General features: G+C 46.6%; 22 protein-coding genes. All 22 read right to left on the reverse strand.

Features of this window, described 5'->3' with window-relative positions:
- Window positions 1-86: 86 nt before the first annotated feature.
- The 22 genes from AC0VYQ_RS09405 to rimP all read right to left on the reverse strand — a co-directional run bounded on the left by AC0VYQ_RS09405 (window position 87) and on the right by rimP (window position 25,312).
- On the reverse strand, window positions 87-1,046 hold the full coding sequence (locus AC0VYQ_RS09405; RefSeq protein WP_475403473.1) for an ABC transporter permease: 960 nt from the start codon (window positions 1,044-1,046) through the stop codon (window positions 87-89).
- The gene (locus tag AC0VYQ_RS09410; protein WP_088837335.1) at window positions 1,046-2,119 is read right to left on the reverse strand and encodes an ABC transporter permease; all 1,074 of its coding nucleotides are present in this window, start codon (window positions 2,117-2,119) and stop codon (window positions 1,046-1,048) included. Before AC0VYQ_RS09410 ends, AC0VYQ_RS09405 begins: the two co-directional genes overlap by 1 nt.
- Complete coding sequence (locus tag AC0VYQ_RS09415; RefSeq protein WP_088837336.1) at window positions 2,116-3,645, reverse strand: ABC transporter ATP-binding protein; 1,530 nt, start codon at window positions 3,643-3,645, stop codon at window positions 2,116-2,118. The genes AC0VYQ_RS09410 and AC0VYQ_RS09415 overlap by 4 nt, the downstream gene beginning before the upstream one ends.
- Window positions 3,646-3,713: 68 nt before the next feature.
- Window positions 3,714-4,781, reverse strand: coding sequence for a BMP family lipoprotein (locus AC0VYQ_RS09420; protein WP_475403474.1), 1,068 nt, complete (start codon window positions 4,779-4,781; stop codon window positions 3,714-3,716).
- A gap of 127 nt (window positions 4,782-4,908) precedes the next feature.
- On the reverse strand, window positions 4,909-5,628 hold the full coding sequence (locus tag AC0VYQ_RS09425; protein WP_029330710.1) for a GntR family transcriptional regulator: 720 nt from the start codon (window positions 5,626-5,628) through the stop codon (window positions 4,909-4,911).
- A gap of 222 nt (window positions 5,629-5,850) precedes the next feature.
- A complete protein-coding gene (locus tag AC0VYQ_RS09430) occupies window positions 5,851-6,867 on the reverse strand; it encodes a BMP family lipoprotein (protein ID WP_214765118.1) in 1,017 nt (338 codons plus the stop codon).
- Window positions 6,868-7,113: 246 nt separating this feature from the next.
- The gene (locus AC0VYQ_RS09435) at window positions 7,114-9,282 is read right to left on the reverse strand and encodes a DNA translocase FtsK (protein WP_214804431.1); all 2,169 of its coding nucleotides are present in this window, start codon (window positions 9,280-9,282) and stop codon (window positions 7,114-7,116) included.
- Between the two features lie 69 nt (window positions 9,283-9,351).
- Window positions 9,352-11,016 carry a ribonuclease J gene (locus AC0VYQ_RS09440; protein WP_029330716.1) on the reverse strand — a complete coding sequence of 555 codons (1,665 nt, stop codon included), beginning with the start codon at window positions 11,014-11,016 and terminating at the stop codon, window positions 9,352-9,354.
- Between the two features lie 154 nt (window positions 11,017-11,170).
- Window positions 11,171-11,833: a M15 family metallopeptidase gene (locus tag AC0VYQ_RS09445; RefSeq protein WP_251131906.1), complete on the reverse strand. Its 663-nt coding sequence runs from the start codon at window positions 11,831-11,833 to the stop codon at window positions 11,171-11,173.
- Window positions 11,833-13,092: a lipid II:glycine glycyltransferase FemX gene (locus tag AC0VYQ_RS09450; protein WP_029330720.1), complete on the reverse strand. Its 1,260-nt coding sequence runs from the start codon at window positions 13,090-13,092 to the stop codon at window positions 11,833-11,835. Before AC0VYQ_RS09450 ends, AC0VYQ_RS09445 begins: the two co-directional genes overlap by 1 nt.
- Window positions 13,089-14,552 carry a UDP-N-acetylmuramoyl-L-alanyl-D-glutamate--2,6-diaminopimelate ligase gene (locus AC0VYQ_RS09455; protein ID WP_088837340.1) on the reverse strand — a complete coding sequence of 488 codons (1,464 nt, stop codon included), beginning with the start codon at window positions 14,550-14,552 and terminating at the stop codon, window positions 13,089-13,091. The genes AC0VYQ_RS09450 and AC0VYQ_RS09455 overlap by 4 nt, the downstream gene beginning before the upstream one ends.
- Window positions 14,553-14,612: 60 nt before the next feature.
- Window positions 14,613-15,845, reverse strand: coding sequence for a M16 family metallopeptidase (locus tag AC0VYQ_RS09460; RefSeq protein WP_475403475.1), 1,233 nt, complete (start codon window positions 15,843-15,845; stop codon window positions 14,613-14,615).
- A gap of 74 nt (window positions 15,846-15,919) precedes the next feature.
- Entirely contained in the window at window positions 15,920-18,139 is a 2,220-nt protein-coding gene (pnp, locus tag AC0VYQ_RS09465) for a polyribonucleotide nucleotidyltransferase (RefSeq protein WP_088837342.1), read from the reverse strand.
- A 137-nt stretch (window positions 18,140-18,276) separates the two neighbouring features.
- A complete protein-coding gene (rpsO, locus tag AC0VYQ_RS09470; RefSeq protein WP_023468676.1) occupies window positions 18,277-18,546 on the reverse strand; it encodes a 30S ribosomal protein S15 in 270 nt (89 codons plus the stop codon).
- A 123-nt stretch (window positions 18,547-18,669) separates the two neighbouring features.
- Window positions 18,670-19,599 (reverse strand): bifunctional riboflavin kinase/FAD synthetase, encoded by a 930-nt coding sequence (locus AC0VYQ_RS09475; RefSeq protein ID WP_159172422.1) that lies wholly within the window; start codon window positions 19,597-19,599, stop codon window positions 18,670-18,672.
- A 16-nt stretch (window positions 19,600-19,615) separates the two neighbouring features.
- On the reverse strand, window positions 19,616-20,524 hold the full coding sequence (gene truB / locus AC0VYQ_RS09480; RefSeq protein ID WP_214804429.1) for a tRNA pseudouridine(55) synthase TruB: 909 nt from the start codon (window positions 20,522-20,524) through the stop codon (window positions 19,616-19,618).
- A 56-nt stretch (window positions 20,525-20,580) separates the two neighbouring features.
- Entirely contained in the window at window positions 20,581-20,922 is a 342-nt protein-coding gene (gene rbfA, locus AC0VYQ_RS09485; RefSeq protein ID WP_029330730.1) for a 30S ribosome-binding factor RbfA, read from the reverse strand.
- Window positions 20,923-20,957: 35 nt separating this feature from the next.
- Window positions 20,958-23,132 carry a translation initiation factor IF-2 gene (gene infB / locus AC0VYQ_RS09490; protein ID WP_029330732.1) on the reverse strand — a complete coding sequence of 725 codons (2,175 nt, stop codon included), beginning with the start codon at window positions 23,130-23,132 and terminating at the stop codon, window positions 20,958-20,960.
- Between the two features lie 15 nt (window positions 23,133-23,147).
- Window positions 23,148-23,450, reverse strand: a complete 303-nt coding sequence (locus AC0VYQ_RS09495) for a YlxQ family RNA-binding protein (RefSeq protein ID WP_029330734.1) — start codon at window positions 23,448-23,450, stop codon at window positions 23,148-23,150.
- Window positions 23,443-23,712, reverse strand: coding sequence for an RNase P modulator RnpM (rnpM, locus tag AC0VYQ_RS09500; RefSeq protein WP_029330736.1), 270 nt, complete (start codon window positions 23,710-23,712; stop codon window positions 23,443-23,445). The genes AC0VYQ_RS09495 and rnpM overlap by 8 nt, the downstream gene beginning before the upstream one ends.
- Before the next feature lie 3 nt (window positions 23,713-23,715).
- Window positions 23,716-24,828 carry a transcription termination factor NusA gene (nusA, locus tag AC0VYQ_RS09505; protein ID WP_029330738.1) on the reverse strand — a complete coding sequence of 371 codons (1,113 nt, stop codon included), beginning with the start codon at window positions 24,826-24,828 and terminating at the stop codon, window positions 23,716-23,718.
- 16 nt (window positions 24,829-24,844) lie between these two features.
- Window positions 24,845-25,312, reverse strand: a complete 468-nt coding sequence (rimP, locus tag AC0VYQ_RS09510) for a ribosome maturation factor RimP (protein WP_088837345.1) — start codon at window positions 25,310-25,312, stop codon at window positions 24,845-24,847.
- Window positions 25,313-25,325 lie beyond the last annotated feature (13 nt).

The following is a 25,325-nucleotide window of genomic DNA, read 5'->3' on the forward strand; positions in this document are numbered from 1 at the left end:
TATGACCATACATCAAAAAAGCTGTACGGTTCGACCCAATCGGTCGATCCGTACAGCTTTTTTTAACAAGAATACCTGAATGATCGTTATCGTTTCCCTTTGATGTACGGTACACCAACAGCTTTTGGTGCATCGGCGCGACCGACGACACCAGCAAGTGCAAGGATCGTTAAGACGTAAGGCGCAATCAAAAGATAGACTTGAGGAATTTGATCGAGTAATGGTAACTGTTGTCCGATAATGGAAATCGCTTGAGCGAAACCGAAGAACAAGGCAGCTGCCATTGCACCGAGCGGATTCCATTTTCCGAAAATCATCGCGGCAATCGCAAGGAAACCTTGCCCGAGAATCGTCGTCACGCTGAAGTTCAATGAAATCGAAGTTGCATAAACTGCACCCGCAAGGCCACCGAATCCGCCTGAAATCATGACTCCGATAAAGCGCATCTTCGTGACGTTAATCCCCATCGTATCTGCTGCCATCGGATGTTCTCCGACAGAACGGAGACGAAGACCGAATGGTGTCTTAAAGACGACGAACCATGCCACAACTGCTAAGATAATCGCAATGTACGAAGTATAGTAGACGTTTGCAAAAAACATTTTTATAACAGGAATATCAGATAGGAACGGCACATTCTCTTTCGAAATCCGGTTCGGAATCGAGTCTGTTTGTCCTTTTCCATAGAAGGCACGGACTAAGAAAATCGCAAGACCAACTGCTAAGATATTGATCGCGACACCAAGTACCGTTTGGTCGGCACGGAACAAAATCGCAGGCACTGCAAGGAATAAAGCGAAGATTGCTCCGATGACGATAGCGATTAACATCGCAATCCATGGACTAGCAGCGCCGAATCCCATCTTCGATAATGTCAGGGCTGAAACAACACCCGTGAATGCACCCATGACCATCAAGCCTTCAAGCGCGATGTTGACGACACCAGAACGTTCACTGAAAATACCACCGAGCGCTGCAATGATCAATGGAGCCGAATAGGCAAGCGCGATCGGTACGATAATATAAAGTACATCTAGAAAGCCCATTATTTATCGGCTCCTTTCACTTTTTTGCCTTCTGCTCTTTTAACCGTCAGCTTTTCGATGACGAGACGGATCGCGTAACCGGAAGCGACGAAGATGATGATGAAGGCGATGATGATTTTAATCAGTTCTGGTGGAATCCCGATTTGTTGCATCGACAATCCGCCAATGTTGAGTCCGGCAAATAATAACGCGGCCAGAACGACTCCGATCGGGTTGTTCGCACCAAGTAAGGCGACGGCGATTCCGTCAAATCCAACACCCGTAAAGGATGCGTTTAGCGTCATGTTTTGGAATGTCCCTAACCCTTCCATCGCACCAGCAAATCCAGCGAATACACCAGAGATGACGAATGAGAGAATGATGTTCTTATTGACACCCATACCGGCATACTCTGCAGCACTTTTATTAAATCCAACTGCACGTAACTCGTAACCGAGCGTCGTCTTCCAAAGAATGAACCAGAAGACGAGTGCGGCGACGATGGCAATGAAAATCCCATTGTGCAAACGCGAAAAATCCGTTAACTCTTGCAAGAATGGTGAAGCCAACGAAGCCGTTTCTTTGACTGAATCTGTCCGCTCGTTTTTGATTCCGATGACGTGACGTAAAATATCATTCGTCACATACAACGCGATGTAGTTCATCATGATTGACGTGATGACTTCATGGACATGGAAACGCGCTTTTAAAATACCTGGAACCGCAGCCCAAAGTGCCCCCGCTAAACCCGCTCCGATTAACGCGAGTGGCAAGTGGATTGCTGTCGGGAGATCGAAAGAAATCCCGATCCAGACCGCGACCATCCAACCGACTAAAACTTGACCTTCAACCCCGATGTTAAATAATCCCGTTCGAAAGGCAAAGGCGACGGCGAGACCCGCAAAAATCAATGGTGCTGCTGCACGCAACGTTTCTCCGATACTATACGGTTCACCAAAGATTCCGTAAAACAGTTGATCAAATCCAGCGATTGGGTCATAACCACCAATCAACATGACGATGGCACCAACTACCATCCCGAGGATAATTGACAAGATTGGAATCAAAATCCCATAAAAACGTTCGAGTTTCATGAACGACCTACCTCCTCTTTCTTACCGCCAGCCATCAGGAAGCCGAGTTCAATTTCATTCGTTTCCTTAGGATCGAGAAAGGCTACTGTCCGTCCTTCATACAGAACGGCAATGCGGTCTGAGACTTGTAAAATTTCTTCGAGTTCAAACGAAATCAAGAGGACAGCGCGTCCTTTTTCCCGTTCAAGTACTAACTGCTCATGAATGAATTCAATTGCACCGACATCGAGTCCACGTGTTGGTTGCGCAGCAATTAATAAGTCAGGTGAACGATCGACTTCACGCGCGATGATGGCTTTTTGCTGGTTCCCGCCCGATAAGGCGCGAGCAAATGTTTCAGGACTTGGAGTTCGGACGTCGAACTTCTCAATTAACGTTTGAGCTTTTTCCATGACCTGCTTATAGTTCATGATGCCTGCTTTTGAATACGGTTTTTGATAGTACGTTTGTAAGACCATGTTATGACCGATTGAATAATCAAGAACGAGTCCATGTTTATGACGGTCTTGAGGAATATGACCGATGCCCGCTTCCGTCACTTTCCGCGGCTTCAGGTTTTTGATTGATTTGTTGTTTAAGAATACTTCTCCGCTTTCGGCTCTTCTTAATCCTGTGATTGCTTCAATCAATTCAGTTTGACCATTCCCATCAATCCCTGCAATCCCGACAATTTCGCCGGCTCGAACATCTAAGTTCAGTCCGTCGACTGCTTTAATCCCACGACCGTCTTTAACGACGAGGTTTTTTACATCGAGAACGAGTTCTTGTGGATTTGCCTTGGAATACTCCGCATCAAAGTTTACTTCACGGCCAACCATCATTTCAGCGAGTCTCGACTGTGTCATCGTTTCATCGATATCAACTGTACCAATGTACTTACCACGACGAATCGTCGTACAGCGATCTGCCACTTCCATGATTTCCTTCAATTTATGTGTGATCAAGATGATCGACTTACCTTCAGCAATCAACCGATTCATGATTTGAATCAATTCTTTGATTTCCTGAGGCGTCAATACAGCCGATGGTTCATCGAAGATGAGAATGTCAGCTCCACGATACAGTGTCTTTAAAATCTCGACACGTTGTTGCATCCCGACTGAAATATCTTCAATTTTTGCATCTGGATCTACCGCAAGACCATACTGCTCCGAAATTTGGCGTACTTTCTCCCGGGCAGTTGCGCGGTCGATTTTAAGACCCGATTTCGGTTCTGCACCTAAAATGATGTTTTCCGTGACGGTGAAATTTTGAACGAGCATGAAGTGTTGATGCACCATGCCGATTCCAAGATCATTCGCGACGTTCGGACTCGTAATATTAACTTTTTCACCGCGTACACGAATTTCTCCAGCCTCAGGCTGATACAAACCAAATAAGACGTTCATCAGCGTCGATTTTCCGGCACCGTTTTCACCAAGTAAAGCGTGAATCTCACCTTTCCGAAGCTGGAGCGTGATATTATCATTTGCGACGAAACTGCCAAACTCTTTTCGTATGTTTAGCATCTCAATGACGTATTCCAAGAAAATCCACTCCCATGTTTAGTTTAAAAGGGGAGGCCGCAATGCTAGCGACCCCCGCTTCCATTTTATTAAAGTGATGCTTCGTACTCTTTATACTCATCGTCAGTTCCTGGAACTGTGATCTTTCCATCGATGATTTGTTTTTTGTAGTCTTCGACTTTCGTCAAGACGTCTTTTTCAATGTTGTCTTGTGAAGGTGCGATATCAACGCCGCCGTCTTTAAGACCGAATTCTACGACTTTACCTGCTGGGAAGTTGCCATCTTTCGTATCTTTCGCAACTTGTTCAACTGCTGTATCAACACGCTTGACCATTGACGTCAATGTAACGTTTTCTGGCATACCTTCTTCGACTTGGTCACGGTCAACACCGATGACCCAAACATCTTCACCGTTTTTCTTACGGTTCTTCGCTTCTGTGAAGACACCTTGTCCTGTACCACCAGCTGCGTGATAAATCACGTCAACTTTCTTACCGTACATCCCTGAAGCAATTGCTTGTCCTTTTTCAGCAGCATTGAAATCTTCTGCATATTGAACTTCAACTTTTGCATCTGGGTTGACAGCCATGACGCCTGCTTTAAATCCACTTTCAAACTTTTTGATTAAGTCTGAGTTTACGCCACCGACGAATCCGACTTTATCTGTTTTCGTAGTAAGACCCGCGACGACACCGACGAGGAACGAACCTTCGTTTTCCTTGAAGACGATTGACGCGACGTTCGGCTTATCAACGACCATATCGACGAGTGCAAAGTTCTTGTCGTCAAACTGATCCGCTACTTTACCGATGTCTTCTGCCATCAAGAACCCGATTCCGAGAATCAAGTCGTAGTTCGCACGTGCTAATTGTTGTAAGTTCGGTTGATAATCCGATTGTTTTGCTGATTGAAGGTATTTGTAACCAGTTCCTTCTTCCAAATCGTTATCTTTACCGAACTTCTGAATGCCTTCCCATGCAGATTGGTTGAATGATTTATCATCAACACCGCCTGTATCTGTGACCATACCTACTTTGAAGCCGTCTTTTTCGCCGCTTCCTGAATCTTTAGAATCATCGTTGCTACCACATGCTGCGAGTACCGAACTCATTGCTAAACCTGTTGCTGCTAATGCGAGAAGTGACTTCTTTTTCATCTGAAATAATCCCCTTTCGAATATGGTCATACAAAGTTCCTGACTACGTCAAGCACCTGAGGCTGGTGATGAGGAGCGTTACGTAGGTTGGCGGAAGCGCTTTCAGTAAAACTCCTAAAACAATCGATTATACACGTTTACGGATGACATGGAAATCAAACTTATCCGCACGGAAATAGTTCGCTGAATAAAGAACGGATCGGTCGAGCTCATCATAATGCGTTTGTCGCAACGCGAGCAAGGGTTGGTCCGTATGTAATTGTTCAGCGATTTTCGGATCGATTCGAGGTTCGATATGCGTCACCGCATGTGTGACCCGACGACCTAGTTCTTTTTCTAGTGCGTCGAACAGTGAAGTCGAGGACGTAAACTGTTCTTCATTTTTAATATAATGGCTTGGAATCTTATCGACGCAATAGACAACAGGAACATCTCCTGCAAGTCGGATTCGTTCGATTCGATAAACCAGTTCATCCGGACCAAGTTGGAAACGTTCTCGGTCACGTTCTGTCGGTTGGACCATTTCTGAAGATAAGACTTCAGACGTTGGAATCATCCCAGCGCGCGCAATCATCTCCGTCACACTGTACAATTCTTCAATCCCCGACGTGAATGGTGGTCTTGCATTGATAAACGTACCGACACCGTGTTTACGGATGACGATGTTCTCATCTTCAAGAATTCGTAAAGCCTCCCGAAGAGTCGCTCGACTAACGCCAAGTTGCTTTGAAAGTTCAAACTCTGAAGGTAGTTTCTCGCCTTCCTTGTAAACGCCGTCATCGATGTCAGACTTAATCTTTTCAATCACTCGTAAGTAAAGCAAACGATGATCTAATTTAATCGACATGACGCATCTCCATCCTCTATCTAGTTGTAACCAGTGCTCAGACTTCTGACGTATGAGAACTCCAGCCAAGATAAGTATATGACGTCGAACACAATCCTGCAATCATTTTGTAACAGGTTAGAAGTCTGACTTCTGGCGCTTTTGTAACCCTTTTCATATCGTATCTATTGTTGGAAGAAAATAGGGCGTTCTACCTAAGAATGCCCTCTCTTCCTTTGACGCTTATTGTTCAGGTACTTCTGTTTTACCTGAAATGACTTTTTCTTTCGCTTGTTCGAGCATGTCGAGTGTCTTTTTCGAGATTTTTTCTGACTCAATGATATCAACGCCTTGCTCTTTCAAACCGTAACGAATCGTCTCTCCACCTGTGAGTTTTCCAGCTTTCGCTTCATTCGCTGTATCTTTGACCGCTAAGTCCACTCGTTTGATGACAGATGTCAACGTGACATCTTCTGGCATGCCTTCTTCTTGTTGGTCACGATCGACACCGATGACAGCAACTTCTTCTCCATTTTTCTTCCGGTTTTTCGCTTCTGTGAAGACGCCGTTTCCTGTTCCACCGGCTGCCGGGAAAATGATATCTGCCCCTTTACCATACATGCCTGCTGCGATTGCTTGTCCTTTTTCAGGTGCAGCGAAATCTTCTGCGTACTGTACGTCAACTTTGATGTTCGGATTAACGGATTTTGCCCCAGCCTCAAAGCCTGCCCGGAAGCGTTCGATTACATCCATCTTCATTCCACCGACAAAGCCGATGTGATCTGTTTTCGTTTCCATCGCGGCAACGATTCCCGCAAGGTAGGCACCTTCGTTTTCTTTAAACGTAATCGATGTCACGTTGTCTCCTTCGACGACGTTATCGATGATTGCAAACTGTGTATCTTTAAACTGATCGGCAACCGTTTTGATATCTTCATTAAACGTATTCCCAATCCCAAAAATCAAATCTTCTCCCGCTCGTGCAAGACGCGATAAGTTCGGTTGGTAATCTTGTTGCGATTTTGATTGAAGGTACGAGTAACCCTCATTTTTCTGAAGGTCGTTTTCTTTTCCATACGCTTGCAGACCTTCCCACGCCGACTGGTTAAACGATTTATCATCGATTCCGCCTTTATCGGCAACCATTGCGACAGAAAACTCGTCCTTGTTTCCCTTTGCACTATCATCTGATCCTCCACATGCTGCGAGTCCCACTGTTGCTACCGTCATTGCTGACACAAGTACTTGTTTTTTCTTCATTGTCATTCATCTCCTCTTCCATTTATGTGAGCGCTTTCATTATCTATTTGTGTAAAAGTCGCTCACTTACCTCTGTGAGAGGTAGGTCAACTCATATGACTGAGTATGACAAAACATGCGTATAAAATCAACAGACGTCTGACAACTATTTTCCTGAAATCGTTCTCATTTAGACTTTTTTTAATATTTTCTTACACGTAAAGAAAACCAACGCTCATTATGTGAACGCTGGTTCTCTGTTATTACTTAACGTCCGATGACTCGGCGTGGTTTCGATCCTTCTGACGGACCGACGAGGCCATTCTCTTCTAATGCATCGATCAGTCGTGCAGCGCGATTATAACCAATCCGATACTTCCGCTGTATCATTGACGTCGAGGCTGTATCTTGCGTCAAGATGAACTGAACAACCTCATCATATAACGGATCGTCGACGTCAGATTCACCCTCAGGAACATCTTTTGGAATCATCGCTTCCACGTACTGTGCTTTTTGTTGACTGATGACATGGTTGACGACTTTTTCAACCTCTTCGTCTGATAAGAACGCCCCTTGGACACGAACAGGTTTATTCATCCCATTTCCAAGTAGTAGCATGTCTCCTCGTCCGAGTAGCTTATCTGCCCCGCTCGTATCGAGGATGGTGCGAGAATCCGTTCCACTTGATACGCTGAAAGCAATCCGAGACGGTATGTTCGCTTTGATGACACCCGTGATGATATCGACACTCGGCCGCTGTGTCGCAATCACCATATGAATTCCTGCTGCCCGTGCCATCTGAGCAAGACGCATGATGGCGTCCTCGACTTCGTTTGAAGCGACCATCATCAAATCTGCTAGCTCATCGACAATGACGACGATGTAAGGTAGGCGTTGATGGACTTTCTCTTCCGCATTCATCTTATCAATCAATGCATTGTAGCCTTCGATGTTGCGGGCGCCGTTCTGACTGAAGATTTCATACCGCCGTTCCATCTCTGAAACGACTTGTTTTAAGGCTTGCGCCGCTTTTTTCGGGTCGGTGACGACGGGTGCGAGAAGATGCGGAATGCCATTGTAGACATTCAACTCAACCATTTTCGGATCAATCATCATCAAGCGGACTTCATCCGGCCGTGCCCGCATCAATATCGAGACGATCATCCCATTGATACAGACTGACTTTCCGGATCCCGTCGATCCTGCGACTAACACGTGTGGCATTTTGTTTAACTTCGCCGTCACGGTCTCTCCCGAGATACTCCGTCCAAGGGCGACAAGTAATCGATCAGGATCGGCTTGAACGCTTTCTGCTCCGAGGACTTCCCGAAGTGAGACCATCGCCACTTCACGATTCGGCACCTCGATCCCGACCGCTGCCTTTCCCGGAATCGGTGCTTCGATTCGAATGTCCTTCGCAGCGAGCGCGAGCGCCAGGTCATCTGCGAGTCCCGTAATCCGACTGAGCTTGATCCCTTGGTGCGGTTCAATTTCATACTTCGTGACACTTGGACCTAAATGAATTTTTAAGACCTTTGCCCCAATCCCAAACGACTTTAAGGTCGCAATCAATTTCGTTGCATTGTCCTTGAGGCGTTTGTTCTCTCCTGATAAATCTTTTGATGTCGGCTCCATCAATAATTCAAGAGAAGGCAATTGGTATCCGTCCGGTGTTTCAGTCATCGTCAACGGACCTTGTAGTTCAGCCGCCTGCGGTTCGACATGGTCCGCGAACCCGATGATCGGGACGTCTTGAATACTCTCCACTGCATCTTCTGGTTCGTTTTCCGGAAGTGACGGCACAGTAGTCTCCTGTTTAGCTGTTGTTGGTTTTGCTTGCCGTTCGAGTGGTTTACGTTCTTTTTGTTTTTTAGCCTCTTTGACAGGACGCTCCTTGCGTTCAGGTAAAGATCGCTCACGATTTCGAAACGCTTCCACCCGCTCGAGCATTCCATGCGCCAGTTCACTGAAGAATAACGGATGAAGCAGGTGCACGCTTGTGCCAATTAAAAACAACCCAATCAAGAAGGCACCAAAACTCGAAATGTAATAGGCCGATCCTTGATAGAGCCAAGCATTTAATGTACCCCTCGGCTCTCCTAATATTAAATCAATCCAAATTAAAAGACCGGCTGCGAGTAAACTGATCGCCCATTTTTTTTGTCGCTCGAGTTGCGATAGGAACAAGAGGAGCAAACTCCCTGACAAACCATAAAGCAACGAGCCGAATTGACCGACCGTATCAAAAGCGAACTCGGCGAACTTCTCACCGACTCGTCCAAATTCTCCTAACGCAAGAAGATAGGCTAGTAATAACAAAACAGCGAAAACACCTACATATGTACGATATTGAATCGGAGGGCGTTGTTTTTTAGCCGGCGGTCGTTTCCGTGCCGTCGTTTGTTTGCGAACAGGTTTCTTTTTTGTCGTCGCCATCTATACTACCTCCTGATAAAAAAACGACTCAGCTGACCAGGAATTGGTCGATCTGAGTCGCTCTTCTTGTTAAATCTCCATGATGATCGGCAAAATCATTGGACGACGTTTTGTCTGTTCATATAGATAAGAACTCAGCTTATCTCGGATCAACGACTTCATTTCAGTCCAATCGAGTTCTCCCGTTAATTTTCCTTGGAGTTGTTTCGCGACGATTCGGTTAGCCTCATTGATCATATCTTCTGACTCACGCATGTAGACGAATCCACGTGAGATGATTTCTGGGCCTGACACGATCGTTTTGTTCTTCCGACTAATCGTGATGACGCAGAGAACGACACCATCTTGAGACAAGAGACGACGGTCACGTAAGACGATGTTCCCGACATCTCCTACACCAATCCCGTCAATCAACACATTTCCGGCATTCACTTTACGTGACATGCGTGCTTTACGTTTTTCAAATTCGACCACATCACCATTTTCAATAATGAAGATGTTGTTTGCATTGACACCTACCGTCTGTGCGAGACGACTATGCGCTTTTTGCATCCGGAATTCTCCGTGAATCGGAATAAAGAACTTCGGTTTGATTAAGTTGAGCATCAACTTCAAGTCTTCTGCGTGACCGTGACCAGACACGTGAACTTTACGTTGGTTATAAATGACGTTCGCCCCGGCACGGAACAACAGATCGATTGTTTTCGAAACCGATTTCTCGTTCCCTGGAATTGGTGACGCTGCGACGACGACTGTATCGTTAAGACGGATGTTGACTTGTTTATGTGCATTGCGTGCCATCCGTGTTAATGCCGCCATCGGCTCGCCTTGTGAACCGGTCGTCAAGATGACGACTTGGTTATCATCGAGGCGATTGATTTCTGATAACTCAATCAATGTTTTTTGCTTAAACCGTAAATAGTTCAAACGTTGCGCGACTTCGACGATGTTGACCATACTTCGTCCGACGACTGCAACTTTCCGGTTATTCGCTTCGGCCGCTGCGAATACTTGTTGCAAGCGGTGAACGTTCGATGCGAACGATGCAACGATAACACGACCTGGTGCTTCATAGATGACGTCGTTCAATTCGGACCCGACCGTCGACTCTGAACCGGACATCCCTGGTCGCTCTGCATTCGTTGAATCAGATAGAAGACATAAAACGCCCCGTTGCCCGATTGCTGCAATCTTACCGAAATCTGCTTGTTTCCCGTCGACTGGTGTGTAGTCAAACTTGAAATCCCCCGTATGAACGATGGCTCCTTGTGATGTTTGGATACAAACCCCGACCGCATCCGGTATCGAGTGGTTGACGCGGAAGAACGTAATGAAATGTCCCGCAACGGTTAATTTCGTCTTGGCATCAATTGGACGAAGATCTGCCTTCTTCAATAAACCGGCTTCTTTTAATTTGATTTCAATCAATCCGAGTGTCAGGCGTGTCCCGTATACAGGCACTTTCAAGTCACGTAAGACGTAACTGAGTGCGCCGATATGGTCTTCGTGACCGTGCGTGATGAAAATCCCTTGAATCCGTTCTTTGTTTTCCTTCAGATAACTTATGTCTGGAATGACTTTGTCAATTCCAAGCATCTCATCTCCTGGGAACATCAAGCCAGCATCGATTACGAAGATGTCCTCGTCGAGTTCGACGACGTACATGTTCTTACCGATTTCACCAGCCCCACCAAGAGCAAAGACGCTTACTTTTTCCGTCTTTTTCTTTGACACAACATGACCTCCTATTTGTATTCACTTTTCGTGAGCCGTCCACTTATCACTATCACTATTCTAGCCGAACTTTGCCTTCCTGCCAACAACGGGACTAGGAAAATTAAAAAAAAAACGTCATACCGAATCAGAACATGTCCGGTATGACGCTTCATCAGGATTCAAGCAAGTGCTCGATTTCCTCAGTTCGATTGGCCTTTTCTTGCTTACTCGGTCGTGCACCGGACTTCAATTCACTTAAAGAATAATTGAAATTCATCTCGAAATGCGGATAATCAACAAAACGCTTCCAGTCGCCACCCCACTCAAATCCAAGGGCTTTACCGACATCGGCGACCTCTCGCCAATCACTCTTGCCTGATTGATTGCCATCGTAGTCAATGTCATATGAAATCCCGCCATCAATCATTTGTACGAAGTCAATCGCTAGACCGTAGTTATGCATTGATTCCCCGCCACGCGCATTTGTTACGATGTCACCAGACGTTGAACGACCTTGTGCATAGAGGGCATCCTGTTGTTTTTCAGTGCGATAACCTTGCGTGATTCGAATATCGATATCGTAGCAAGAGTGGCTAATTCGAATCAAATCCTCCGCCCCTGCTTCGACGGCCGGGTGGAGCTGTTTGAGGTTGTCGCGACTAGCATTAATCAAACGGTTCTCCCCTGCTACATCCCGGGGACAGCTGTCAATTCCTAAATCTGGTTGGTCTAGTAGAACAGACGGTAAACGATTTGTTGAAGCGGCAAGAAACAACCCGACCGCGAACATCGCGAATAAAAACAAGATCCAGGCAAAGATTGTCCCTCTCTTCATTAGCGGCGGAACTTCTTCCGTAATCGCTTCAGAATCGGTAGACCTGTTTCAAGCACAAGATAAAGAGGTTTGTTGAGAACGTAATCAAATTCTCCGATTTTTTCAATCATCGTACTGCCCCAGCCCGACTTAAACGCGTATAACCCTGCATAGTGATCATCCGGGTCCGTCGATCCACTGACGCCACCAAAATCATACGATACGGCGCCGTGCGCTTTGGCATATTGCATCATCGTCCACTGCATCAAGTGATTCGGCATGAACTCACGATACTCATTTGACGACGCACCATATAAATAGTAAGAACGACGACCGGCAAGCGTCAATAATCCACCTGAGAGAATGACGCCGTCCGGATGCTTCGCGGCAATTGCCATCAACTCAGTTTTTGATTTCTCAGCCTTGTCGATTTGTGCTGTCGTCTGTTCGAGACGATTGTTCAGACTCTTGATTTTTTTCTCCGTCGTCTCCTTTTCAAGCTGTCGGTGGATTTTTGCTAATTCGCGATCAGCTTGTAACAATAATGCTTCCGTGCTTTCAAGTGCCTTCGCCGCATCAAGCTTTGTTAAAAAGAGTGCCGCATCCCCGTTCGGACGCAAATGATCATAGAGATTTTCGAAGTAGTCAAGACCACGGATCGAGAACCCGTCCCGTTCGCCCGTTTCGACCATCAACTTCGCGAACGTTTTCAGTTCTTCACGACTCGCTTCATAGCAAACAATTCCTTTTCGTTCAGCCAGTCGGACGTTGTAGCGAAACTTTGAATGAAACCGATCAAAGATTTCTTTCTCCGTTCCTTCAAGGCTCGTCTCCATCGTAAAACGCGGTTGCGCATGATCGAAGCCGCCACCAAAACCATTATGCTTAAATCCGAGGGCCATCATTTCTGTCAGCAGTGTCGGGTCTTCATCACGATCAATGTTCGGATCCAATTTGATGGCGATGGCTTTATGTTGTTTTGCCACCTTAATCGCGAGATCACGCAGTGCTGTGACGGCTTCTTTATTTGCATAATCGACGACAAATCCACGCGGTGCGTAACATAACGTAAACGGTAGTTTCGGCACTTGCTTAAATAAGAGTAAAGCGACACCGATTGGTTGACCGTCCGGCGTTCCAACAGCAATCCGCTGATGGGTCCATCCTGTCGCCTGTTTGACGTCTCCCCATGCCGGTAACTGTAATAAGTCCCCTTTTGGATGTGTTTTAACAAACGCTTCAAATCGTTCTGTCGTTAATTCAAGTGGTTGATAATTCACTGCTTTTCCTCCAATTGGCGTATCATCTCTTTGACGATTTGTTCTTCGTCGAGTGGTGTTTTTTCGTCACCAATGATTTGATATTTTTCATGCCCTTTTCCTGCGAGAATGACGATATTATCGGGACGTGCAAGACTTGCTGCATATCGAACGGCTTCGACTCGATCGCCAATTTCGACGAATTGGTCATGAAGCATCCCTGACGCAATCCCTGATGTGATCGACTCATAAGACTCAAAGCGCGGATCATCCGTCGTGACGATGACCGTCCCGGCATAGGTCGATGCCAATTGTCCCATCATCGGACGTTTCGTCACATCCCGATTTCCACCTGTTCCAATCAAGAAAATAATCTTCTCTTTCGGGACATCGACGAGAGCCTTCAGACATTGCTCGATTCCATCTGGTGTATGGGCGTAATCGACATAGACATTATACCCGTCGATCGGTAAACGTTGCATCCGCCCTTGGGCTGGCTGAATCTGAGTGATCGCGTTCGAAATCTCAGGTAAACGATAGCCGAGTGATAATAAGATACCTGTTGCGAGCAACAAGTTATAGACGTTAAAACGACCAATGAATTGGACCGTCAATTCAATCGACTCTTCTTGATAATCCATCGTAAATGTCGTCTCTTGAAGTGTCTGTGTAATGTTGTGTGCCTGCAAATCCGCGGGCTGATCAATGCCATATGTTAACACGCGCGCACCCGTCATCATCTCAAACAATTCACTTGTCGCATCGTCTGCATTCAAGACGGCTACCTTTTCATCCGATAGGCGCTGTCCGAGTTGTGCAAACAATAACCCTTTTGCGCGGGCGTAGTTTTCGAACGTCTTATGGAAATCGAGATGATCATGCGTTAAGTTCGTAAATCCTGCCACATCAAAATCTGCGCCCGTGACACGTCCTAGCTCTAATCCATGCGACGATACCTCCATAATGACGTCTTCAACGCCCTCTTGGTACATCTGATGGAAAAATGCTTGCAGTTCCGAGCTTTGTGGCGTCGTATTCCGACTTGGAACGACACGGTCACCAATCTTCACTTCGACAGTCCCGATGATTCCTGTCTTACGCCCTAGGCGCGCCAAGACGTCACGAACAATCGTCGTCGTCGTCGTTTTTCCGTTTGTTCCTGTAATGCCAATCATCCGCATTTTTTCGGAAGGATAATCATAGAATTTCCCTGCAAGTTCAGCGATTGCCCGCGTCGTACTTCTGACAAGAATGACAGGAATCGTCACATCGAGCGCGTGTTCAGCGATGATTGCAATGGCTCCGCTCGATTCAGCCTGTCGAGCGTAATCGTGTCCATCTACTGTATATCCTTTAATCGCGACAAATAATGTCCCAGGCTTCACGTCACGTGAATCTGTCGTCAAAGAGACGACTTCCGCATCTACCATCCGTTCAATTTTTTGAATTTGGATGGCTTCGATTAATTCAGCTAAATTCAAGGGTATTCCTTCTTTCTCGACAACATGTTTTCTGTATGATTTTTTAGTTGAGAGCTTCTCTCACACGGTTTCTTCTTCCATTTCCGGTAAGATATACGCTTTTGCTGGTGGTTCTTCGAAGATATGTGTGATCAATCCTTGAATATCTTCTTTAGTGATGCGCTCCACCTCTTCGATGACTTCTTCTAACGTCGGGTGTTTTTCCAGATGAAGTTCATTTCGTGCATTTCGGTTCATGTGACTTGATGTTCCTTCATTCCCGAGAATGAGTGAACCTTTCAGTTGCTCGATGCCATCTTCAACTTCTTTATCCGTCAAACCATTCGCGAGCAACAGTTTGATTTCTGCTTCTAAGACATCTTCGACTTCCTTCAGTGTTTCGTGTGAAGTACCGACGTAAATCGTGAACGTCCCATGGTCGTCAAATGTCGTGTAGTACGAAAAGACAGAGTACGCCAGTCCCCGTTCTTCACGAATGGATTGGAACAAGCGGCTAGACATCGTCGCTCCAAAGGCATTATTCAATAATGCAAGTCCCGGTAAACGATCGTCCGTAGAATCGATTGCACGGAAATTATAACAAAGATGGACCTGTTCTGTATCCTTTTCCTTACGGATTACATCATTTTTTAGTTCGGGAAGCTGAATCGGACGCGAGGTTTCACTCGGTGTCATGACACTGAACCGCTCCTTCACTTGTTCCACTAAAGCATCCGATACGTGACCCGCAATCGAGATGACGATTTGGTCCGGTGCATACGCCTGTTTCATGTATTCCGTAATCATCTGCCGATTGATTTTAAGAACACTCTCTTCCGTCCCAAGGATTGGTCGCGCCATGACGTCCTCGCCATAGGCTGCGATCGCGAGCAGTTCATGGACGAGATCATCTGGTGTATCTTCGTACATCTTGATTTCTTCGATGACGACCCGTTTCTCTTTTTCGAGTTCTTCTTCGTCGAACGTCGAGTCGAGGAACATATCCGCTAGGACATCAAATGCCGTCGCTGCATGTTCATCTAATGTCTTAACGTAATAACACGTTTGATCCTTACTTGTGAATGCATTAATATTTCCACCAAGTCGGTCGAAGTAAACCGCAATCTCTTTCGCCGAGAACTGTTCTGTCCCTTTAAAGACCATATGTTCGATTAAATGACTGATTCCATGTTCCTCAAGCGTTTCTGTTCGTGAGCCGGCCTTGATGAAAATTCCTGTTGCTACGCTCCGCGCGCTCGGCATCCGTTCGATGATGATTCGTACTCCGTTTTGTAGCTGTATCCGTTCGACCATAATAGTTTCCTCCTGAATCGGAAACAAGGTGGCCCTCGTTGCGAAATCCGCACCGTTGAGCCACCTTGTTTTCATTAGTTACGACGTGGTGGACGTTGTCCGTCACGTGGTGGGCGAGATCCTGTATCCCGACGTGGCGGGCGGTTGTCACGCTCTGTTTTTTTCTTTTCATCGTATGCTGCACGGTCTTCCGCGCTCATTCCTTCAACGAGAAGGATTTTATGTGAGGCGTTGACACGACCTTTATCATCAACTTCTGTGACACGGACTTTCAGCTTGTCGCCGAGTTTGACGACATCTTCCGTTTGACCGACACGATCAAGTGCAAGCTCAGAGATGTGGACGAGTGCGTCTTTTCCTTTGAACAACTCAACGAACGCTCCGAATTTCTCAATCCGGCGGACTGTCCCGTCAAACTCTTCACCGATGACGACTTCACGAACGATGTCCTCGACGAGTTGACGTGCACGATTAATGCCATCTTGATCTGTCGATGCGATAAAGACCGTACCATCTTGGTCGATATCAATCTTGACGCCTGTTTCATCGATGATTGCATTGATGACTTTACCGCCGGGTCCAATCACATCACGGATTTTATCCGGATTGATTTTGAGGGTAACGATTTTCGGTGCATATTTCGACAACTCGACACGTGGTTCTGCAATGATCGAATTCATGTGTTCAAGAATGTGCAAACGGCCAAGGCGTGCTTGTTCGAGCGCCTCTTCAAGAATTTGACGCGTGATGCCGCCAATCTTCATATCCATTTGTAAAGCAGTTACACCATCTTTTGTTCCTGCGACTTTAAAGTCCATGTCGCCGAGGTGATCTTCCATACCTTGAATGTCTGTTAAGATTGAATAATTTTCGCCTTCTTTAATTAATCCCATCGCGATTCCTGCAACTGGTGCTTTAAGCGGGACACCGGCATCCATCATCGCGAGGATTGATCCACAGATTGAGGCTTGTGAAGAAGATCCATTTGATTCAAGCACTTCCGAGACGAGACGAATCGTATACGGGAAATCTGTTTCTGATGGCAAGACAGGCTGTAAGGCACGCTCTCCAAGTGCTCCGTGACCAATTTCACGACGACCTGGTGCACGCATTGGACGCGCTTCCCCGACTGAGAACGGCGGGAAGTTGTAATGGTGCATGAAACGTTTTTCTTCTTTCAAACCAAGTCCATCGATGATTTGTGCGTCTCCAGCGACACCAAGCGTCGCGACAGACAAGACTTGTGTTTGACCACGTGTAAAGAGTCCAGAACCATGAGCACGTGGCAAGAGACCGATTTCTGAGTCGAGCGGACGAATTTCAGCAAGTCCACGACCATCCGGGCGTACTTTATCTTCTGTGATGAGACGACGAACTTCCGCTTTGACGAACTTATTCAATACACCAGAAACTTCAGCAAGTTGTGCTTCCGTGACCGACTCGTCGGCTGCGTAAAGATCAATATATTTTGAGATGACTTCGTTGATCGCGACGTCACGCGCTTGTTTTTCTTCGACTTGAACCGCTGTCGTGACTTCTGCTAATGCTTCCGTCTTCAGACGCGCAACAAGTGCTTCATCAAATGATGACACCGTGTAGGCAAATTTCTCTTTCCCGACGGCAGCAACGATTTCCTCTTGGAACGCAATCAATTCTTTGATGACGTCATGTCCGAGAAGAATCGCTTCGAGCATCGCTTCTTCCGGTACTTCCTTCGCACCGGCTTCGACCATGTTGACGGCATGTTTTGTCCCTGCGACTTGTAAATCGATGTCGCTTGCTTCCGACTGACTTGCCGTTGGGTTGATGATGAACTCTCCATCAACGCGACCAATCGTCACACCAGCGATTGGACCGTCAAACGGAATATCCGAGATGGAAAGGGCAATCGAAGCACCAATCATCGCTGCGACTTCTGACGAGTTGTCCGCATCTGAAGAAAGAACTGTCGTCGCGACTTGAATGTCATGACGGAATCCTTCTGGGAAGAGTGGACGAATCGGACGGTCAATTAATCGTGATGTTAAAATCGCGTTTTCTCCAGGACGGCCTTCACGTTTTAAAAAACCTCCTGGAATTTTACCTGCTGCGTATAATTTTTCTTCATAGTTCACTGTTAATGGGAAGAAATCCAAGTCTTTCGGTTGCTTCGACGCAACGACTGTTGCGAGGACGGCTGTCTCGCCATAGCGAATCATCGCTGCCCCGTTCGCTTGTTTGGCCAGTTGACCGATTTCAATTGTTAAAGTACGTCCACCGAGTTCGGTCGAAAACGTCTGTTTTGTTTGTGACATGCACAAATCTCCTCTCACTACTATCCGTTTTTTCATTCAAATCTAATTATGTAGGTTCTTGCGCCAAATGTCCACGAATCGGCAAAAAAAAGAAACAGGAGACAATGCTCCTGCTTCCACTTGTCCTTTTAGTCGGATTAGCGACGAAGACCAAGACGCTCAATCAATGAACGGTAACGAGCAACATCCTTGTTACGAAGGTATGTGAGCAAGTTACGGCGACGACCGACCATTTTCAAGAGACCACGACGTGAGTGGTGATCCTTTTTGTGTGTACGTAAGTGATCGTTCAAAGTTGTGATCTGTTCAGTTAAAACAGCAACTTGTACTTCCGGCGAACCAGTATCGCCTTGTTTCGTAGCATAAGCTTCGATAATTTCGTTTTTACGTTCTTTAGTGAGTGCCATTGTCACTCCACCTCCATCTTTTGAATGACCGTATTGCCGAGCATCGGATGGTGAGACCTGATGCCAAGTCAATCGGCTGTACGTGATCGTACTGACTTATCATAACGAACCGCTATTCTTCTGTCAAACGTTTAAACGACGTGCCGCTTCGATTTTATCTTGAGCGAGTTGTGCTTTTAAGCTCTCGATCCCGTCGAATGCCCGTTCGTCACGTAAATAGGCGATCCACTCCAGTTTTAATTCTTGACCGTATAAATCTTCGTCAAACTGAAGTAAGTGGGTTTCCACACTGACTTCTCCTGTTTCATAAAAGGTCGGTCTCCGTCCGATGTTCGTCATCGCGGGGAATGTCCGTCCATCTTCTAAATGGACATGTGTCGCGTATACCCCGAGTTTCGGAATGACATACGCAAACTCCGGACGGATATTAGCAGTCGGAAAGCCGATTTGTCTTCCTCGTGCATCTCCATGAATGACTGTCCCTTTAATTTGATACGGTTCCCCGAGTAAACTGGCTGCCGCTTCGACTTCACCAGCCGCTAACAGCTTTCGAATCCGCGTCGAACTGACTTTTTCATCATCTGCTTGCTGTTCAGCGACAGTCGTATGTGTGAATTGACCGCGACTATGGAAATCGAGTGTTGCCATTTTTCCAGCTCCGAATCGTCCGTAAGAATAGTCAAATCCGGCGACGATATGTTTCGCACCCGCCGCAATCAAGTACGTATCGACGAACTCTTGCGGGGACAACTCGGAAAACGCAATCGTGAACTCAATCACGTAAGCCCGGTCGATTCCGAGGTCCGCCATCTTCTCGAGCTTTCGATCAAGCGGGGTGATGTAACGGATTTGATCGTCACTTTTTCCGAGGACCTGCTTCGGGTGCGGGTCAAACGTCATCACAGTGACAGGGAGATTGAGCTCCTCGCCTTTCTCGATTGCCGTTTGCAAGACATGTTGATGCCCTAGGTGAACCCCATCAAAGAATCCAAGTGCAATGACTCCCGACTCCGCTACCGGTTTTTCCGGATATGTTAAATGAATGATTTCCATCCCTATCTCTCCGATCTTAATCGATTTGTAACATGACCTCGACACGCCCCATATTGATTTCAGGGTCTCGGCGATAAATCGCTAACGGTACGTCCTCTTCATTATAGACAGTAAACAGTTCGAATTCATCCGGAATGCTTGCAAGCTTTGCTCCGTTTAAAACCCGAGCTGCCGTTTCAGCGTCAACAGTCATCCGTGGCCACTTTTGAATGACTTGTTCAATTGGTAAAACGTACGCCATCCGCTCCTCGACCGTCTCACAGCCTTCGAGCATCGCAAGTGTGACCGTATCACCCTCTTCAATCGCACCCGACGCCGTTCGTCGCAAGTGACTCATGTGCGCTGCATAACCGAGCAACTCTCCGATTTGAACAGCGAGCGTCCGGATATAGGTTCCTTTTCCGCAGGCAATCTCCATGTGAAAGCGGCACGTGTTGTGATCGAACGTCAAAGGAGACGTTCGTTTTAATTCGTGAATCTCAACGACGCGCGTTGGTCGTTCGACTTCGATTCCTTTTCGTGCATATTCGTATAGCTTTCTTCCATTGACTTTAACAGCAGAGTAGTACGGCGGGGTCTGTTCGATTTGCCCAGTCAATTGCCCGAGAACTAAATCGATTTGCGCTTCCGTCACTGCCCCTTGCATCACGCCAGTCGTCTCGACCGTTTCCCCATGGGCATCTTCTGTCGTCGTCGAAAAACCAAGCGTCACTTCCGCTACATACCGTTTTCCTTCATCCGTGATGAACCGCGCAAGTTTTGTCGCCCGTCCTAAACAAATCGGTAAGACGCCTGTGACTTCAGGATCAAGCGTGCCGGTATGTCCGACTTTCTTTGTTTGAAACAAACGGCGCAATTTAAATACACAATCGTGACTCGTCATACCCGCTGGTTTGTCTAACGGTAGTACACCAATCGGTTCCATCTCTCATCATCTCCTAAAAAAAGGGCAACCACGCCTGTGGTTGCCCTGTTCATGTGTCAATCTTTGTTCAAGTTCCGGAGCAACTCATCAATCCGCGATCCATACTCGACCGATGTATCAATCTCGAACATCAATTCAGGAGTTTTGCGTAACCGGATGCGTGACCCAATTTCTTTACGCATGAATCCTTTTGATTTTTCAAGACCGATCCGTGCCTCTTCGCGTACTTTCTCATCACCAAGCACTGAATAAAAAATCGTTGCTTGCTGTAAATCACCCGTCACTTCGACACCTGTTACGGTAATCGCTTTGACACGGGGATCATTGACGTCTTTGATGAGCATTTGCGTAATCTCTTTACGAACTTGTTCTGCAACACGATTTGAACGTACACTCATGTGAATTCCCTCCAGTTCGGATATTCTCCGTTCTGTTACTTCCGTTTTACTTCTTCCATGATGAAGGCTTCGATAACGTCATCTACTTTGATGTCGTCATATTTCTCAATCTTGATTCCACATTCGTAGCCGGTTGCGACTTCTTTGACGTCGTCTTTAAAGCGACGTAGTGTATCAAGTTTCCCTTCATAAATAACGATGCTGTCACGGACCACACGAACACCTGCTGCACGTGTCAGCTTACCTTCAGTCACGTAACCACCAGCAATCGTTCCGACTTTCGAAACTTTGATGACGTCACGGACTTCAGCTTGTCCAATGATTTTCTCAACGAATTCAGGATCAAGTAACCCTTTCATCGCTTGTTCGATTTCTTCAATCGCATTGTAGATGATTTTGTGAAGACGAATCTCAACTTTTTCTTGATCTGCCATTGATTTCGCGTTGCCGTCTGGACGGACGTTGAAACCGATGATGATCGCGTTCGCTGCTGAAGCGAGGATGACATCACCTTCTGTGATGGCACCAACACCTGAGTGAACGATGTTAATTTTAACGCCTTCGACATCAATTTTCTTGAGTGAACCAGCGAGGGCTTCGACTGAACCTTGAACGTCACCTTTGATGATGATGTTTAAGTCCTTGACTTCGCCTTCTTTGATACGATCAAAGAGATCTTCGAGGCTGACTTTCGCCGAATCGCGACGTTGTGCTTCGATTTCACGTTGGTAACGTGCTTCACCGATTTGACGCGCTTTTTTCTCATCTTCAAACGCGAAGAATTGATCACCGGCTTTTGGTACATCGTTTAAGCCTGTAATTTCGATTGGTGTTGATGGACCGACTTCTTTCACACGGCGACCGATATCGTTGACCATTGCCCGGATACGACCGAACGTATGACCTACGACGACTGGATCTCCAACGCGAAGTGTCCCGTGCTGGACGAGTAACGTCGCAACCGGTCCACGACCTTTATCGAGTTTCGCCTCGATGACCGTACCACGCCCGTGCATTTCTGGTGTTGATTTGTATTCTTGAACTTCTGAGACGAGAAGAATCATTTCGAGTAACTCATCGATTCCTTCGCCTTTAAGAGCAGAAACCGGTACGAAAATCGTATCGCCGCCCCAATCTTCCGCAACGAGTTCGAACTCTGTCAATTCTTGCTTGACGCGGTCCGGATTCGCTCCTTCTTTATCCATCTTGTTGACGGCAACGATGATTGGTACGCCTGCTGCTTTAGCGTGACTAATCGCTTCTTCCGTCTGTGGCATGACACCATCATCTGCTGCAACGACGATGATTGCGATATCCGTCACATCTGCACCACGTGCCCGCATCGTTGTAAACGCTGCGTGACCTGGTGTATCGAGGAATGTGATTTTTTTGTTATCGATTTCAACTTGATATGCTCCGATGTGCTGCGTAATCCCACCTGCTTCGCCCGCTGTTACTTTCGTATTACGGATCGAGTCAAGAAGTGTTGTTTTACCATGGTCAACGTGACCCATGATCGTAACGACAGGAGGACGTTCCGAGAGTTCGTAGTTATCAAGGTCGAGTTCATACGCATCGAAATCCGTTTCGTCGACTTGGACTGATTTTTCAACTTCGAAACCGAAGTCTGATGCTAACAATTCAACCGTCTCATCGTCGAGATCTTGGTTGATTGTCGCCATGACGCCCATGCCCATCAATTTCATGATGAGTTCGTTTGGTTTTTTCGCCATTTTTTCAGCAAGTTCACCGACCGTCAAGTTATCCGCGTATTGAACGACGTTCGCCATCGCTTCTTCTTGTGCACGGCGTGCTGCTTTCCGTTGACTTGATTTCGAGTTCGGGTCAGCGACTTCTAACTTGCGTGGTTCTGCTTTTTTCTGGTTCGGACGACGTTTTCCACCGCGGTTGTTGCGGTTTCCGAATTCTGGACGTCCGCCTTTTGTATTACGTGATTGATTGCCTGCTGGTTTATTAGTAGTAGTTCCTGGTCTGTTCGGTTTATTGTCTGATTTCACTTGTTTTGGAGCCTCCGTTTTTTGAGCCCGATGTTTCTCGGGATTAAATACTTTGTCGAGTTGCTGTACTGTCTGTTCATCTAATACTGCCATATGATTCTTGACGGGTTTCTCAAGCTTTTCAAGCTGTGCGATGACCTGCTTACTTGTTACGTTTTGTTCCTTAGCGAATTCGTATACACGTTTACCCAAAGGATCCACCTCCAATTAGTCGTTCGAGAGGAGTTCAGTTAGCTTTTTCGCAAATCCGGCTTCATTGACTGACACGACAACACGCGCATCTTTCCCTAGTGCATGGCCAAGAATCGAACGATCCCCGACTTCAAGATATGGGACATGATAACTTGTACATTTATCCGTAACCTTTTTACGCGTGGCAGCCCCCGCATCTGCTGCTAAGAGGACAAGCTTCGCTTGTCCTCCCCGTACTTCTTTCAGCACGAGTTCTTCTCCAGTCGTCACTTTCCGCGCTCGGTTCGCGAGACCAAGTAGCGATTCCCATTTACTCATGTATACCTCCCGCGATCTCAAGCAATTGATCATATAATTCATCTGTCGTCTTGACTTTTAAATGATGATCGAGCGTTCGCTTCTTTTTCGCCTTAGTAATGACAGCTACATCTTTCGTTAAATAGGCACCTCGCCCATTCATCTTACCATTAAGATCGATGACAACCTCACTGTCAGGTGTTCGAACGACGCGAATTAGCTCTTTTTTGGTTTTCATTTCTTGTGTGATGACGCATTTACGTAAAGGTACCTTCTTTTGCACGAATTATTCCTCGCCTTCGACTTGGACCGCTTCCACGTCAACTGCTTCATCTTTAAGGAACACATCACGAAGACCCATCGATTCTGCTTCTGACTCACTCTTGATATCAATTTTCCATCCCGTCAGTTTCGCCGCAAGACGTGCATTTTGTCCGCGTTTCCCGATTGCGAGTGACAATTGGAAATCAGGCACGACGACGATTGTCGCCTTCGCCGGTTCGTTGACATACACGCCGACGACTTGAGCAGGACTCAAGGCATTGGCCACATATTCTTTCGGATCATCGGAATAGCGAACGATGTCAATTTTTTCACCGTTCAATTCGTTGACGATGTTTTGAACACGTGCCCCTTTTTGACCGACACACGCACCAACCGGGTCGATATCATCTGACGCGACCGCGATTTTTGAGCGATCTCCGGCTTCACGCGCAACAGATTTCACTTCGACTTCGCCATCAGCGATTTCCGGCACTTCAATCTCAAACAAGCGTTTGAGTAAGCCAGGGTGTGTCCGTGATACAAGAATCGATGCGCCAGACCCTTTCACCATCGGGTCGACTTTCGTCACATATACTTTGATGTATTCCCGAATACCGAACCGTTCATTCGGCATTTGTTCATGTGTTGATAGAACCGCTTCGATTCCCTCGAGATTAACATAGAGGTTACGTGCGTCTTGGCGTTCGACCATCCCCGTCATGATTTCATCTTCACGATCCGCAAAGTGATTGTAGATGCGCTCGCGCTCTGCTTCACGCATTTTTTGTGTGACGATTTGTTTTGCCGTCTGTGCCGCGACACGTCCGAAATCTCCCGGTGTGACTTCAACTTTATGGAAGTCTCCTAGTTCATAGGTCGGATCGATTTCATGCGCTTCTTCTAGCGAAAGTTGCTCTTCCGGTTGTGTCAACCGTTCGACGACTTCCTTCAGTGCAAAGACACGAATCTCTCCTGTTTTTTGGTCGAACTCAACCTTGACTGCCTCCGACTCTTTACCGAAGTTCCGGCGGTAAGCTGAAATCAATGCTTGTTCTAACGCATCGATGATGATGTTCTTATCGATTTCTTTTTCTTTTGCAATTTGCTCGATTGCTTCGAGTAACTGTGGTCCCATCGTTCTCTTCCTTTCCTTAGAACAGTACCGCAAGTCGCGCCATCGCGATCTTGGTCACCGGTATTTCAATTTTCAATTTTCGTGTTTTTACGCGGACTTCGATTTCAAGCATTTCGTCGTTATACGCAAGTAACGTTCCTTCAAATTCGGTAGCATCTTTAACCGGATCATTCGTTTTGACGTAGATATGTTTACCAATCGCCTTTTCGAAATCTTCCGCTTTTTTGAGTGGTCGTTCTGCACCTGGACTGGCAACATCTAGATAATAGGGTTCGTCAATCGGATCATCATTATTCAATGCTTCCGATAACTGTTCGTTGATGTTGACACAATCTTCAAGGTCAACGCCACCTTCCTTATCGATGGAGACACGTAGGAACCAATCCGCCCCCTCTTTGACGAATTCGACGTCGACAAGCTCCATCCCCTCTCGTTCCACGATTGGTTTTGCGAGCGCCTCGACCTTCTCAGTTACGTTCGTCATCTTCATCCTCCTT

This window comes from Exiguobacterium sp. QJM3NY_9 (assembly GCF_056173545.1).